The following is a 13024-nucleotide window of genomic DNA, read 5'->3' as shown; positions in this document are numbered from 1 at the left end:
TGCCTCAGAAGATGTAGGTGCAAACGGGCGGCTGAAGCGACGGCTGTGCGCCGAGATTGAACCCCTCGAGGATCAACCGCCGATCGGGGTTGAAGTAGGCGCGGCCGGAAAGGTCGAGATCGGGCGGAACGCGATTGCCGCCGTCGGTTGTCATCTCGAGCGCGCCGGTCGCCGGATCGTAGCGATAGCTGCCCCAATAATCGCGATAGCGCTCGAACGGCTGGTAGGTGACCGAGAAGCGCCCTTCGCCGGTGAATTCGAGTTCGCCGACATGCTCGGCTCCCTCGCACCCCGATACCGATTGCTGACGCCGCCTGCCGGTCAATACCACTTCGTCCCTGCCGATCACGCGGACCGACGCCGTGACCGGCTCCTCGCCTACCTGATACGATATGGTGACGATCATGCCCGGTTCGGCGTTCTCGGCGATCGTGAACGACCGCAGGTCGTGCGCCAGCGCGGCGGCGTCGGCCGGAGTGACTCTCCATGCGCTGGCGCACTCCTCCGGCTCGTCCTCGGGCGCATAGGGCAGGCCGCGCATCGCCCGGATCGGGATCGTCGCGCCCTGCCGCGCAGGCGTCTCCGGCACCTCCAGCCAATGCGCGAACGAGCCGGGGACGAAACAGGGATCGTCCTGGCCCGGCGCGAGCAGCAGCAGCGATGCGGCGAGCGAGACGATCATGCTTCTGCTTCCCTTTCGCTATTGCGCCGGTGCGGTGATGATCCGCTCGATCTGCGCTGCGGTGTTCGGATGATAGGTGGCGCGGGCGTTCGCGAACAGATCCTGCGCGATCGCCTTGCCCCAGTCGCCCTGCTCCATCAGCCCGGCGTAGAGCGGGCGGATCAGTAGCCCGCGGCCGACCCGGCCGGTGAAGTCGCGCAGCGACGGCAGTGCGGGCTCGTAGCGGTTGGCGATGGCGAGTTCGAGCCAGGCCGAGCGGATATAGGCGTTGCTGGAGCGCGAGAGATCGAGCGTCGAATCCAATCCTGCGAGGCGCTCCGCAGGCAGCTCGCGGGGGAGGCCGTTGAGGAAACGCAGCCACTCCTGCGTGCTCCACCCCTGGGTGTCGATCCGCGATACGGGCGCGCCCGAGCGAAACGCTTCTAGATCGGCGTCCACCGCCGCGAGGGTGGCCGATTCCACATGGACGGCGTTTTCGGGCAGGCCGGGCTGATAGGCCCAGCGGTCGAGCTGGAGGCGGCGCTCCAGTTCGGCGTCGCCCTCGATCAGATGTCCGCGGATGTCGGCCAGGAAGCCGGCGGTCGTCTGCGGCTGGAAGGCGTGGCGATCGAAATAGCCCCGTAGATATGCGTCGAACCGCTCGCGCCCGACGATGTTCTCGATCGTTCGCAGGAACACCGATCCCTTGAAATAGTCGAGCTGGCCGAAGGTCGCGCCCGGCTCCCCGTGAAGCCGCGTCGTCGGTGCATCGGCGCCGCCGGCGGCTGCGATGTCGCGCTCGAGCCCATCCCAGTCGAGATCCGAATACATCGCGGCGCGCTCGGGCCCGTAGAGCGCCTCCATGATACGGTTCTCGAAATAGGTGGTGAAGCCTTCGTTGAGCCAGCTGTCCGACCAGGTGGCGTTGGTGACGAGGTTGCCCGACCAGCTGTGCGCCAGCTCGTGTGCGACGACGTCGGTGTTCGAACGATCGCCGGTGAGCAGCGTCGGCGTCAGGAAGGTGAGCATCGGGTTTTCCATCCCGCCATAGGGGAACGAAGGCGGCAGCAGCAGCATGTCATAGCGGCCCCAGCGATAGGGCCCGTACAGCGCTTCGGCGGCGTCGATCATTGCCTCCACGTCGCCGAATTCATAGGCGGCGGCATCAAGCATCGTCGGTTCGGTCCACACACCCGAGCGCGGTCCGAGTTCGCGGAACGCCAGATCGCCGACTGCCAACGCGATCAAATAGGGCGGCACCGGCCGGGTCATGCGGAAGCGATAGCTTTCGCGCCCTTCGCCAGCAGCAACGCCTTCGGGCGTCAGCATCTCGGCGCTCATGACGGCGACGAGGTCGTCGGGCACGGTGATGGTCGCATCCCAGGTCTGGCGGATGCCGGGGCTGTCCTGGGTGGGAATCCAGCTACGATTGTTGATCGGCTGGCCCTGGCTGAACAGATAGGGCTGCTGCTTTCCCGCCGTCAGTTCGGGCGACAGCCACTGCAGTGCGCTTGCGCCTGGCTTGGAGGAATAGCGAACGGTGATCCGCTCGGCGCCGTCGAGCGTCACCGTCAGCGAGGCGCCGAGCTGCGGATCGTCCGCGCCGAGGCGCCAAGCGAGCGGGCGGCCGTCTTCGGCGGTGACGCTTTCGATATCGAGCTCGTCGGTGTCGAGCACGATCTCCTCCGCGCCGGGCGCTGTCAGGACGTCGAGCGTGGCGGTGCCGCGCATCACCTTGCGTTGGAAGTCCGCCGTGAGGTCGAGATCGACGTGAGTCACGCGCGCCACTTCGGGCCGGGCATAGGTCCAAACATCGCGCGCGTCGGGCGTGGTGAGAATGGGGGCGGGGGACACCGCTTCCTGCGCCGCGGCGGGGGCGACGAACAGCGTGGCGGCGAGGGCGGGGAACAGAAAGCGCATCGAAGTCATTCTCGCTGGAGAGGGCAATCCGGATGAGCCGGACCTTAAGCAGCACGACCGCGCGGGGCAATGCGTGGCTCAGGCGGGATCAGTCGAGCCGCTTTTGGCTGGACCGCACAAGGCAGAGGAATAGGCTTTAGGCACACCCGGCGCCGATCGGCGTCCTCGGGGGCTCGCTATCCGGGCGTGTCCCTCCCGTTCCAACAGGAGAACGCTCCGATGAAGCTCAGCGACGATCAGGTCGAAACGATCCAGGCCAAGACGGGCCTTACCCCCATTCCGCAGGAAGCAGCCGCTGAATCGGGCCTCGAAGGCCATTTCGGCGACAACACCTTCTACCTCGACAGCCAAGGCGTCTACGTCTTCGAGGAAATCCGTTCCGAGGGCGATGGCGTGCAGGCTGTGGTTCCGCCCGAAGAGGCGACCGGCGAGAGCGTAACGGCGGTCCAGATCGCGGCGGTCGAGCAGGGCGAGGAAGACGGTGCGGTGAGCGTCCGCTCGATTCAGCCGCAGGCGACAACGCTGACGGTAGCGCTGGTCGAATAGCCGCACGTCGGCGTTCAGGCCGCCGCGCGTTCCGTATCCAGAAACGCAGCCACCTCGCTGAGCGAGACGCTGCGATCAAGGTAGGTTTCGCCGATGCCGCGCGCGAGCAGGAAGGGGAGGGTGCCGCCCTCCATCTTCTTGTCGTGGCGCATGTGCGCGACGAGTGTGTCGCCGTCGGCGCGAACCTCTGCGCCGTTCAGTCCATCCGGTAAACCGATATTCTGAAGGTGGTGCGATACGCGCTCGGCATCTTCACGCGCGCAGATTCCTTGCGCTGCCGAGAAGCCGAAGGCCAGCGCCATCCCCGCCGCCACTGCCTCGCCGTGCAGTAGTTTGCTGGAAAAACCGGTTTCTGCTTCCAGCGCGTGGCCGAAGGTATGGCCGAGATTGAGCAGGGCGCGACGGCCACTGGTCTCGCGCTCGTCCTCGGCGACGATGCGCGCCTTGGCGGCGACGGAATGGGCGATGGCATATTGGCGCGCTGCCGGATCTCCGGCGAGCAGCGCCGGGGCGTTCGCGTCGCACCAGTCGAAAAAGTCCGGATCGTCGATCAGCCCATATTTGACGACTTCGGCATAGCCGGCGCGCAGTTCGCGGGCGGGCAGCGTGTCGAGCACCTGCGGGTCGATCAGCACGACCCCGGGCTGGTGGAAGGCGCCGATGAGGTTCTTGCCGGCGCGGGTGTTGATCGCTGTCTTGCCGCCCACCGAGCTATCGACCTGGGCCAGCAGGGTAGTGGGGATCTGCACGAAATTGCAGCCGCGCTTCAGGATTGCGGTCGCGAAGCCGACGAGATCGCCGATCACCCCACCTCCCAGCGCGATCACATGATCGCTCCGCTCGATGCCGAGCGCGAGTAGCCGGTCGGTCAGCTCCTCCAGAGTCTGCCAGCTTTTCGAGCCTTCTCCAGGCGGGAGCACGATTGCCTCGCTCGCAATGCCTGCGGCGGTGAGGCTCGCCTGGAGGGTCGCGAGGTGAGGCGCGAGATTCGTGTCGGTCACTACCGGCATTGGGCGGCCGTTCGCCAGCGGTGCGAGCGTATCGCCCGCGCTGGCGAGCAAGCCCGCCTCGATCCGCACTTCATAGCTGCGTGCGCCGAGCGCGACGGGAACGACGGTCATTTGCCGAGGACTTTCAGGATGGCGTTGACGGTGGCATCGTGCGGCGCGGCGATGCTTTCGACCCGCACCGGAGCCAGCGCGTAATAGGGATTGCGCACGCGCGCCAGTTCCTCGAGCACCGTCAGCGGATCGCGGCCGCGCAGCAGCGGGCGCGTGTCCCGTCGCCGCACGCGTTCAGCCAGGACCTTCGGCTCGGCGTCGAGCCAGATCGCCAGTGTCTGATCAAGGATCAGCGCGCGGGTCTTCTCGTTCAGAAAGGCGCCGCCGCCGGTTGCGATCACTTTGGGCGAGCCGTCGATCAGACGCGCGATCACGCGGCGTTCGCCGTCCCGAAAGTGCGCCTCGCCGAAGCGTTCGAAGATATCGGAGACCGACATGCCCGCCGCCGCTTCGATCTCGTGATCCGCATCGACGAAGGGTAGCCGCAGCCGCTGCGCCAGGCGCCGCCCGACCGTTGTCTTGCCCACTCCCATCAACCCGACGAGGACGATGGGCCGGTCCTTCCAGAGCGGATCGGCGGGGCGGGTTTGTAACATGACGGCAGGGGCTATACAGCGAGGCCAGCTGTCGGGCAAAAGGCCGCGCACACCGGTTTCACTGTTCACGGACCCGCACCTCATGTCCCGTTCGCTCGTTGTGCTGATCGTCGTCCTGCTGCTGCTGGTCGTCGGATTGTTCCTCCTGTCCAGCCGCGACACCAGCACGGAACCGGTCCGCGTCGAGAAGGTCGTATCGCTTGAAAATCTCACGCAATAGCGCGGCAGCTGGGGCGGTCGCTGCGATGCTGCTGCTCGGCGCGGGAATTCCCGCGCTGGGGCAAGACGCGCAGGACGCTCCCGAATCGCTGCTGCCGCCCGGCTTCGACCAGCCTGCGCCTGCGCCGGTGTCGCGCCCGACGCGCGCGCCCGATTCGCCGGCTCCCGCGCCGGCACCTGCTCCGGCGCCCGCGCCGCCGCCTGCAGCGGCACCGCCGAGCGGAGACTCGGAAGCCGCCGATCGACAGCCGGACGATCCGGAGGCAGAAGCAGCTCGGCGTGCCGAGCGTGCGGCGCAACTCGCGCGCTATGAAATGCCCGATTTCGCGAAGCGATCGACGGCTCGGATCGGTGCGGTAGCCTGGGGCAACCCGGGCTTCGGGGCTGCCAGCTTCGGTCATGCCGATGGCCGCTATCTGCAGACGCTGATGCGCCGGCTCGACGCCCCGATCGCGTCACGCTGGCTGTCGATCGCATTGCGCCGGGCGTTGATGTCGCCGGTCGATACGCCGCGCGGCGTGACCGGCCCTGATTTCGCCGCCGAGCGCGCCTGGTTGCTGCTGCGGATGGGCGAGCCGATCGCCGCGCGCGCCGTGCTGCAGAGCGTGGACGTCGAGAATTACACGCCGAAGATGTTCCGGGTGGCGATGCAGGTGGCGCTCGCAACGGGTGATCCGGCCGCGCTCTGCCCGTTCGCCGAGCAAGGCGCCGACCGGATTGGCGCGCGCGGATGGGAACTGGCCGAGGCGATGTGCGCGGGACTCGCCGGCCGGCCTCAGCGCGCCGGCGAATTGCTCGAGGAAGCGACGCGCCGCGGCGGCGGCGACGATATCGATACGCTGCTCGCCGAAAAGGTTGTCGGCACCGGATCGCGCGGCCAGCGCGCCGTGACGATCGAGTGGGACGGCGTCGGCGACCTCACGGCATGGCGATATGGCCTTGCGACCGCGACCGGAGTGGAAATTCCCGACCGGCTGTTCGCCACCGTCGGCCCGCAGGTCCGCTATTGGTATGCACTCTCGCCGACTCCCGAGTCGCGCGCCCGTGCTCAGGCGGCGGAACTCGCGGCCGCGAATGGTGTCTTCTCCAGCGTCGGGCTGGTCGATCTCTATGGCGAGATCGAAGAGCAGGACGACGGCAACAGCGACGAGGCAGGCGTCGCGCGCGATCTGCGCCGCGCCTTCGCCTCGGCCGACGCCGACGATCGAGTCGCGGCGATGCGCAGCCTGTGGAACGCCGCGCGCGACGAGCGGGCGCGCTATGGCCGGCTGGTGCTGACGGCGCGTGCCGCCGCGGCGCTGCCGCCGTCGCCCGAGCTGCGCGACGCGAGCGACATGCTGATCGCATCCATGCTGACAGCGGGGTTCGCGGGCCGCGCGCAAGCGTGGCGCGACATCGTCGAGCGCGGCAGCGACGGCTGGGCGATGCTGACCTTGGCCGATCCCGCACCGACGGCGCCGGTTTCCTACTCGGACGCGGATTCCTATCGCGCCAATTTCGACCGGCGCAAGGCGCAGCTCTTCCTCGCCGGGCTGGCGGGCCTGGGCCGCATGGAAGCGCAGGACGCGCAGCGCATGGCCCGGGCGCTCGATGTCGAGATCGGTGCGGAGAACATCTGGACGCGGGAAATCAACGCAGCCGGCCGGCGCGACGAATCCGCGCATGCGACGCTGCTTGCTGCGGTCGGGATGCAGACGCACGACTGGAGCCGAGTTACGCCCGCCGCGCTGTTTCATATCGTTGCGAGCCTGCGCGCCGCCGGGCTGGAGGATTATGCCCGGATGATCGCGGTCGAAGCGATTACCCGGGCGTGAGCGCGCGAGCGTGACCGCGCTCACGGACGCCGCGCTGATCGAACGGTTTCTGGAGATGATGGCCGCCGAAGCAGGCGCGGCGGCAAATACCATCGCGGCCTATGGCAGTGATCTGCGGCTCGCGTCCGAGTTTCTGAGCGGGCGGCTCGGCGAAGCCGACGAAGCGGATCTTGAACGGCTCGGTACGCAGTGGCAACCGCTGGCGCGCGCGACGGCGGCGCGTAAGTCCGCCGCGCTCCGGCGCTTCTATGCCTTTCTGGCCGATGAGCAGCTGCGCGCGGACGATCCCGGCGCCGCGCTGCCGCGCCCGGCAGCGGCGCGCCCATTGCCGAAGATCCTGTCAACGATCGAAGTCGACCGCCTGTTCGCTGCGATCGCGGAGCGGATCGCGCGCGCTCCGCCCGATCCGCGTGACCTGCGCCTCTCCGCACTCGTCGAGCTGCTCTACGGGTCTGGGCTGCGGGCTAGCGAACTCGTCGGACTGCAGCGCAACGCAGTCGCGCCCGATCGGCCATATCTCATTTTGAAGGGCAAGGGCGGAAGGGAGCGGCTGGTGCCGATCTCCGATCGGGCGCGGGCGGCCGTGGCTGCGTGGCGGACGCATGTGGATGCGGACCGGCCATGGCTGTTTCCCTCGGGCAAAGGGCATTTGTCGCGCGTGCGCCTGTACCAGATCCTGCGCGGGCTGGCTGCCGAGGCGGGAATCGCGCCCGAGCGCGTAAGTCCGCACGTGCTGCGACACGCTTTCGCGACTCACCTGCTCGAAGGCGGGGCGGATCTGCGCGCGCTGCAGGCGATGCTGGGCCATGCTGACATCGCCACCACCGAAATCTACACCCATGTCGACAGCCGCCGGCTGGTCGAGCTGGTGAACGCCCGGCATCCCCTTGCGGACGTGCCGCGTTGACGCAGTGACACGCGCGCCCTAGGCCGCACCTAGCGCTCGGGACGAGCGGGAATATGGTGGAACGACGGGATTCAGCGGCCGAATGGCAACGTTTCTGGACTTTGAAAAGCCGATCGCCGAGCTGCAGAGCCGGATCAACGAGTTGCGCGAAACCGCCGCCGGCGGCGAAGTCGACATCGCGGCCGAGATCGCACGGCTGCAGGCGAAATCGGACAAGTTTCTGAAGGACGCCTATTCCAAGCTGACGCCCTGGCAGAAGACGCTGGTGGCGCGACATCCCGAGCGGCCGCACTTCAAACACTATGTCGCGGGGCTGATCGAGGATTTCACGCCGCTGGGCGGCGACCGCGCCTTCGCCGACGATGCCGCGATCATCGGCGGCCTTGGGCGATTTCGGGGGCGTCGGGTGCTTGTGATCGGCCATGAGAAGGGCGACGATACCGCGAGCCGGCTCAAGCATAATTTCGGGATGGGCAAGCCCGAAGGCTATCGCAAGGCGATCCGGCTGATGCGGCTGGCCGACAAGTTCGGGCTGCCGATCATCACGCTGGTCGATACGTCGGGCGCGTTTCCAGGCGTGCAGGCCGAAGAGCGCGGTCAGGCGGAGGCGATCGCACGCTCGACCGAGCAGTGCCTTAGCGTCGGCGTTCCGGTGATCGCGTCGATCTTGGGCGAAGGCGGATCAGGCGGCGCCGTGGCGCTGGCTGCGGGCAACAGCGTGCTGATGATGGAGCATGCGGTCTATTCGGTGATTTCCCCCGAAGGCTGCGCCTCGATCCTTTGGCGCACCGCGGAAAGGGCCGCCGATGCGGCCGAGGCAATGAAAGTGACCGCACAGCATCTGAAGGAGCTGCGCGTCGTCGACACTGTCGTGCCGGAGCCGCTGGGCGGCGCGCATCGCGACTCTGCGGCCGCGATCACGGCGCTTGGCGATGCGATCGCGGCTGCGCTGGCACAGTATGAAGGAATGCCGCGCGAGGGGCTGCGCCAAGCGCGCCGGGCGAAGTTCCTGGCGATGGGTCGCGCCTGAGCTCAGCCGGGCAGGAGCGCGTCCTTCGCTGTTGTGCAAATGCAAAAAGGGCGGCCAGACCCTTGTCTCGCCGCCCTTTCCGGTGTCGTTCGAAAGGAGTCTTACGACGCCTTCATGTTCGACGTCACGTTGCCGAAGGTCTTGTTGAGCTGATTGCCCAGACCCTGCATCGCGGCGATGGCGGCGACGGCGATCAGCGCGGCGATCAGGCCGTACTCGATTGCGGTGGCGCCCTTGTTGTTCTTCAGGAAAGCACGAATCTTCTGCATACCGGTCTCCATCGTTCCAATGGTTGCTTCAGTCACCCGGCCGATCCGGAGAACCGGTTCGGCACGATCGACGCTAGCGACCGGACGTTAAGAAACTCTAAGCGAGAGAAGGGCGCCGCTAAGGATCAGCCGGCAGTCTGGACCTTTGCGCTCACATTGTTCCACATGCCGGAAGTCACGCCGCCCAGTTCGACGATGCTGGCAATGATCGCTACGACGATGAGGGCGAGGATGAATCCATATTCCACTGCTGTCGCCGCCTTGGGGCTGTGGATCAGCTCCTTCGCGAAGTTCAGCAGCGGCCGCATCGACATCCCTCTTTTCCAGAGCTCGACTGGCTGTAGCGAAGAAATGGTAATGAAGTGCTTAAGGAACGTTGCGTGACCATGCCGATGCTCTTTGTCGTGGCGGCCGCGCTGGTGGATGCGGACGGCCGGGTGCTGGTTCAGCAGCGGCCGCCGGGCAAGCCGATGGCGGGACTTTGGGAATTTCCCGGCGGCAAGGTGGAGCCCGGCGAAGCGCCCGAGGCTGCCCTTGCGCGCGAACTGACGGAGGAACTGGGGATCGGAGTAGAAACCGCATGCCTGGCGCCCGCCACCTTCGCGAGCGAACCGCTCGGCGAGCGGCACCTGCTGTTGCTGCTCTACGCCTTGCGTAAATGGAGTGGAGTGCCCGAGGCGCGACACGCAAGCGCGCTGCGGTGGCTGCGGCCGGTTGAACTGCATCGGCTGGAGATGCCGCCTGCGGACAAGCCGCTGATCGGGCTGCTCGAGGCGCTGGTCTAGGCGGGCGCCGCTTTCAGCGCTTCGTCTCGCCCGAGCGGAGCGCGTCGGCCAAACTCGCTGTCGCGCTGCCGCGGCGTGCCGGCCTGGGCTGCGAGGGATCGGGTGCCCAGCCGGTGGCATAGACGATTTCGAACCGCTCGGCAGTGCGGCCTTCCGCATCCGCGCGCGCCCCGAAGGCATCGGCAGCGCGGGCGAGCGTGCCGCGTGTGAGCGGGGCGGTTTCTGCGAGCAGATTGCCGCCCGCCATGCCGCGCAGGTCGCGCAGCAGATCGAAGACGCTGCGGTAGCGTACCGTCAGCGTCTCCGCATCCGCGACCGGCAGTGCGAATCCGGCGCGCGCCAGCAGATCGCCGGCCGCACGGACGTCGATTTGCGGATGGAAGCGCGCGGCAGGCCGTTCGGTCTCGGCCTCGAGCATCACGGCGCGCAGCGTCGCCAGCGTGCCTGCCCCAAGCAAGGCGCCGAGGAACAGGCCATCGGGGCGCAGCGCGCGCCGCGCCAGTGCCAGCGCGCCGGGCACGTCATTGACGCTGTCGAGCACGCCGGCGGAGACGATCAGGTCGAAGCTGGCGTCGGCGAAGGGTAGCCGATCCTCGTCCGCCTGCACGCCGCCGGCGGACCTTGCGAATCGGTAGCCCGCGTCGAGGCGGGCGATGCGGGCGCCGGGCAGTTCGAAAGCGCCGCCGAAGCTGCCGAGATCCAGCACGTCGCCGAACGTGCGCTTCACATCGGCAAGCCGCTCCAAAATGCCTTCCAGCATGTGTGCGCGTACGAAGTCATAAGCGGAATAGGCGGGTGCCGCCCGGTCGCGACGGCGGCGGCGGCGGGCGCGATCGAAGATTTCGGAGTCGCTCACGGCCGTGCTTGTGCAGCGTTGCGTCCCCGGCGACAAGGCGCGTGTGGCCAGCCTCGCTTCCCTCCGACGGATCGCCGATCTCGCGCTGCCCCCGCGTTGCCCCGGCTGTGGGACGATCACTCCGGAGGATCATCGCTTCTGCGCGTCGTGCTGGAGCTCCCTTCGCTTTCTGGGTCCTCCCTGGTGCGCGGGCTGCCATCTGCCGTTCGAATTCGAGCGCGGACCGGATGCGCTGTGCGGAACGTGCCTCGCATCGGCCCCGCCACACGACGGTGTGCGCGCCGCCGTCGCCTACGGCGATGTCGCGCGAACGGTGGCGCTGAAGCTGAAATATGGCGGGCGCATGGCATGCGCCGAAACGATGGCGACGGCGATGCTGCGGCTCATGCCGGCCGACGCCGAACTGCTGGTCCCGGTGCCGCTTCACCGCTGGCGGCTTTGGTCGCGCGGCTACAACCAGTCAGGGCTGATCGCCGCGGCGCTGGCGCGGCGCAGCGGAGTGCCGGCGACGCAGAACCTGCTGCGCCGCGCGAAGGCGACGCCCGTGCTTCGCGGCCTTTCGCCGCGCCAGCGCGCCACGGCAGTCGCAGGCGCTTTCGCGCTTGCCCCCGGCGCCCGCCAGCAGCTGGCCGGCCGCACCGTCGTGTTGATCGACGACGTGCACACGAGCGGCGCCACCGGCAACGCCTGCGCCCGCATTCTCAAACGCGGCGGGGCGACGCGAGTGATCCTTCTGTGCTGGGCGCGCGTTCTCGAAACCGAAGCGGCCGATTGACAAGCGGCGCCCTGCATCACAGGTCGGAGAGACATGGCGAAAGTTGAAATCTACACCAAGGCATTCTGCCCCTATTGCTATCGCGCAAAGCACCTGCTCGACGGCAAGGGCGCGGCCTATCAGGAATATGACATCACGCTGGGCGGCGAGAAGCGCAAGGAGATGATCCAGCGCGCCAACGGCCGGACCACTGTGCCGCAGGTCTTCATCGACGATCGCCACATCGGCGGATCGGACGACCTTGCCGCGCTGGATCGCGGGGGCGGACTGGATCCCCTCCTCGGCCGATGATGCGCGCTGCGCTGCTCCAGATGACGAGCGGGATCGATCCCGCCGCGAATGGCCGCACGATTACTCAGGCGATTGCCGACGCGGCGGGCGAGGGCGCGGCGATGCTGTTTGCGCCGGAGATGTGCGGATTGCTCGATCGGGACCGCAAGCGCGCCGCGGAGGTGGTGGCGCGCGAGGAGGAGGATCGCGTCCTGGCCGCGGTGCGCGAAGCGGCGGCGAAGCACGGGCTTTGGGTGCACCTCGGCTCGCTGGCGCTGCTGCGCGACGACGGCAAGCTCGCCAATCGGAGCTTTGTGATCGACGGCTCGGGCGCGATCCGGGCGCGCTACGACAAGATGCATCTGTTCGACGTCGACTTGCCGACCGGTGAGAGCTGGCGCGAATCGGCGACCTATGCCGGTGGCGAGCGCGCGGTGACGGTGGAGACGCCGCTCGGCCGTCTTGGCCTTGCGATTTGCTACGATCTCCGCTTCCCGGACCTGTTCCGTGCGCTGAGCGATGCGGGCGCGACACTGTTCGCGCTGCCGGCCGCCTTCACTCGGCCGACGGGGCAGGCGCACTGGCATGTGCTGCTGCGCGCACGAGCGATCGAGGCGGGCGCGTTCGTGGTTGCCGCGGCGCAAACCGGCGAGCATGCGGACGGGCGCGCCACATATGGCCATTCGCTGGTGGTCGACCCCTGGGGCGAACTGCTGCTCGACATGGGCGAGGCGCCAGGCCTTGGCTATGCCGAGATCGATCCCGCGCGTGTCGAGGCTGCGCGCAGCCGTATCCCCGTGCTCAGCCATCGTCGGCCGATTCCGGGGGTGGAGGCGTTGTGATCGTCTTCGACTTGAAGTGCGGTCAGGGCCATGTGTTCGAAGCCTGGTTCGGCTCGAGCCGCGCCTTCGAGGAACAGCGAGCGGGCGGGCTCGTGCAATGCCCGATGTGCGGCGATCCTGCGATCGAGAAAGCGGTGATGGCACCCAACGTAGCGGCGAAAGGAAACCGCAAGGCCGATACTCCTGCCGCTCGCCTCGACCCGACCCCCGCCGCCGAGGCACTTCCGTCTCCCGATGCAATCAAGGCGGCGCTGCAGGTGTTGGCGCAGGCGCAGACCAAGGCGCTCGAGACATCGCAGTGGGTGGGCAAGAGCTTCGCAAAGCGTGCGCGTGCGATGCACGCCGGCGAAGAGACCGAGGCCCCGATCCACGGTCAGGCGACGCTCGAACAGGCGAAGCAGCTGATCGACGACGGTGTTCCCGTCGCGCCGCTCCCCTTTCCGGTGGTCCCTCCCGAAGCGCGCAATTGACGT

General features: G+C 67.8%; 17 protein-coding genes. 10 read left to right on the top strand and 7 right to left on the bottom strand.

Features of this window, described 5'->3' with window-relative positions; translation table 11 throughout:
* Nucleotides 1–4: 4 nt before the first annotated feature.
* Both ACQ450_RS05920 and ACQ450_RS05915 read right to left on the bottom strand, forming a co-directional pair.
* Nucleotides 5–682 carry a hypothetical protein gene (locus tag ACQ450_RS05920; protein WP_431470882.1) on the bottom strand — a complete coding sequence of 226 codons (678 nt, stop codon included), beginning with the start codon at nt 680–682 and terminating at the stop codon, nt 5–7.
* An 18-nt stretch (nt 683–700) separates the two neighbouring features.
* Nucleotides 701–2581 (bottom strand): M1 family metallopeptidase, encoded by a 1881-nt coding sequence (locus tag ACQ450_RS05915; RefSeq protein WP_431470881.1) that lies wholly within the window; start codon nt 2579–2581, stop codon nt 701–703.
* A gap of 219 nt (nt 2582–2800) precedes the next feature.
* Here ACQ450_RS05915 and ACQ450_RS05910 point away from each other — a divergent pair, with 219 nt between their 5' ends.
* A complete protein-coding gene (locus tag ACQ450_RS05910) occupies nt 2801–3127 on the top strand; it encodes a hypothetical protein (RefSeq protein WP_431470880.1) in 327 nt (108 codons plus the stop codon).
* Nucleotides 3128–3141: 14 nt separating this feature from the next.
* On the opposite strand, the gene aroB is transcribed toward ACQ450_RS05910, so the two are convergent.
* Complete coding sequence (gene aroB, locus ACQ450_RS05905; protein WP_431470879.1) at nt 3142–4248, bottom strand: 3-dehydroquinate synthase; 1107 nt, start codon at nt 4246–4248, stop codon at nt 3142–3144.
* Complete coding sequence (locus ACQ450_RS05900) at nt 4245–4784, bottom strand: shikimate kinase (protein ID WP_431470878.1); 540 nt, start codon at nt 4782–4784, stop codon at nt 4245–4247. Before ACQ450_RS05900 ends, aroB begins: the two co-directional genes overlap by 4 nt.
* Nucleotides 4785–4866: 82 nt before the next feature.
* Here ACQ450_RS05900 and ACQ450_RS05895 point away from each other — a divergent pair, with 82 nt between their 5' ends.
* From ACQ450_RS05895 to ACQ450_RS05880, 4 genes are all read left to right on the top strand, one after another.
* On the top strand, nt 4867–5004 hold the full coding sequence (locus ACQ450_RS05895; RefSeq protein ID WP_431470877.1) for a hypothetical protein: 138 nt from the start codon (nt 4867–4869) through the stop codon (nt 5002–5004).
* A gap of 25 nt (nt 5005–5029) precedes the next feature.
* Complete coding sequence (locus ACQ450_RS05890) at nt 5030–6817, top strand: hypothetical protein (protein WP_431470876.1); 1788 nt, start codon at nt 5030–5032, stop codon at nt 6815–6817.
* A gap of 55 nt (nt 6818–6872) precedes the next feature.
* Entirely contained in the window at nt 6873–7724 is an 852-nt protein-coding gene (locus ACQ450_RS05885; protein ID WP_431471174.1) for a tyrosine-type recombinase/integrase, read from the top strand.
* An 82-nt stretch (nt 7725–7806) separates the two neighbouring features.
* On the top strand, nt 7807–8754 hold the full coding sequence (locus ACQ450_RS05880) for an acetyl-CoA carboxylase carboxyltransferase subunit alpha (protein WP_431470875.1): 948 nt from the start codon (nt 7807–7809) through the stop codon (nt 8752–8754).
* 101 nt (nt 8755–8855) lie between these two features.
* Here ACQ450_RS05880 and ACQ450_RS05875 read toward each other — a convergent pair whose 3' ends face one another.
* Both ACQ450_RS05875 and ACQ450_RS05870 read right to left on the bottom strand, forming a co-directional pair.
* On the bottom strand, nt 8856–9023 hold the full coding sequence (locus ACQ450_RS05875; protein ID WP_188055755.1) for a Flp family type IVb pilin: 168 nt from the start codon (nt 9021–9023) through the stop codon (nt 8856–8858).
* Nucleotides 9024–9148: 125 nt separating this feature from the next.
* On the bottom strand, nt 9149–9331 hold the full coding sequence (locus tag ACQ450_RS05870) for a Flp family type IVb pilin (protein WP_188055754.1): 183 nt from the start codon (nt 9329–9331) through the stop codon (nt 9149–9151).
* Nucleotides 9332–9409: 78 nt separating this feature from the next.
* On the opposite strand from ACQ450_RS05870, the gene ACQ450_RS05865 reads away from it, so the two are divergent.
* The gene (locus ACQ450_RS05865; RefSeq protein ID WP_431471173.1) at nt 9410–9808 is read left to right on the top strand and encodes a (deoxy)nucleoside triphosphate pyrophosphohydrolase; all 399 of its coding nucleotides are present in this window, start codon (nt 9410–9412) and stop codon (nt 9806–9808) included.
* A 13-nt stretch (nt 9809–9821) separates the two neighbouring features.
* On the opposite strand, the gene ACQ450_RS05860 is transcribed toward ACQ450_RS05865, so the two are convergent.
* Nucleotides 9822–10664 (bottom strand): methyltransferase domain-containing protein, encoded by an 843-nt coding sequence (locus ACQ450_RS05860; RefSeq protein WP_431470874.1) that lies wholly within the window; start codon nt 10662–10664, stop codon nt 9822–9824.
* 10 nt (nt 10665–10674) lie between these two features.
* Here ACQ450_RS05860 and ACQ450_RS05855 point away from each other — a divergent pair, with 10 nt between their 5' ends.
* Genes ACQ450_RS05855 through ACQ450_RS05840 form a run of 4 tightly spaced genes read left to right on the top strand, consistent with a single transcriptional unit; the run spans nt 10675 to nt 13021 of the window.
* Entirely contained in the window at nt 10675–11439 is a 765-nt protein-coding gene (locus tag ACQ450_RS05855) for a double zinc ribbon domain-containing protein (RefSeq protein WP_431471172.1), read from the top strand.
* Nucleotides 11440–11472: 33 nt separating this feature from the next.
* Nucleotides 11473–11730 carry a glutaredoxin 3 gene (gene grxC, locus ACQ450_RS05850; protein WP_188055751.1) on the top strand — a complete coding sequence of 86 codons (258 nt, stop codon included), beginning with the start codon at nt 11473–11475 and terminating at the stop codon, nt 11728–11730.
* A complete protein-coding gene (locus ACQ450_RS05845; RefSeq protein WP_431471171.1) occupies nt 11730–12551 on the top strand; it encodes a carbon-nitrogen hydrolase family protein in 822 nt (273 codons plus the stop codon). The genes grxC and ACQ450_RS05845 overlap by 1 nt, the downstream gene beginning before the upstream one ends.
* Nucleotides 12548–13021, top strand: coding sequence for a DUF1178 family protein (locus ACQ450_RS05840; RefSeq protein ID WP_431470873.1), 474 nt, complete (start codon nt 12548–12550; stop codon nt 13019–13021). Before ACQ450_RS05845 ends, ACQ450_RS05840 begins: the two co-directional genes overlap by 4 nt.
* The last annotated feature ends 3 nt before the right edge of the window (nt 13022–13024 follow it).

This window comes from Sphingosinithalassobacter sp. LHW66-3 (genome assembly GCF_050703275.1).
GTDB lineage: Bacteria > Pseudomonadota > Alphaproteobacteria > Sphingomonadales > Sphingomonadaceae > Sphingomonas.
Note: the sequence above shows the minus strand (reverse complement) of the source record. Positions and strands in the feature narration are given on the sequence as shown.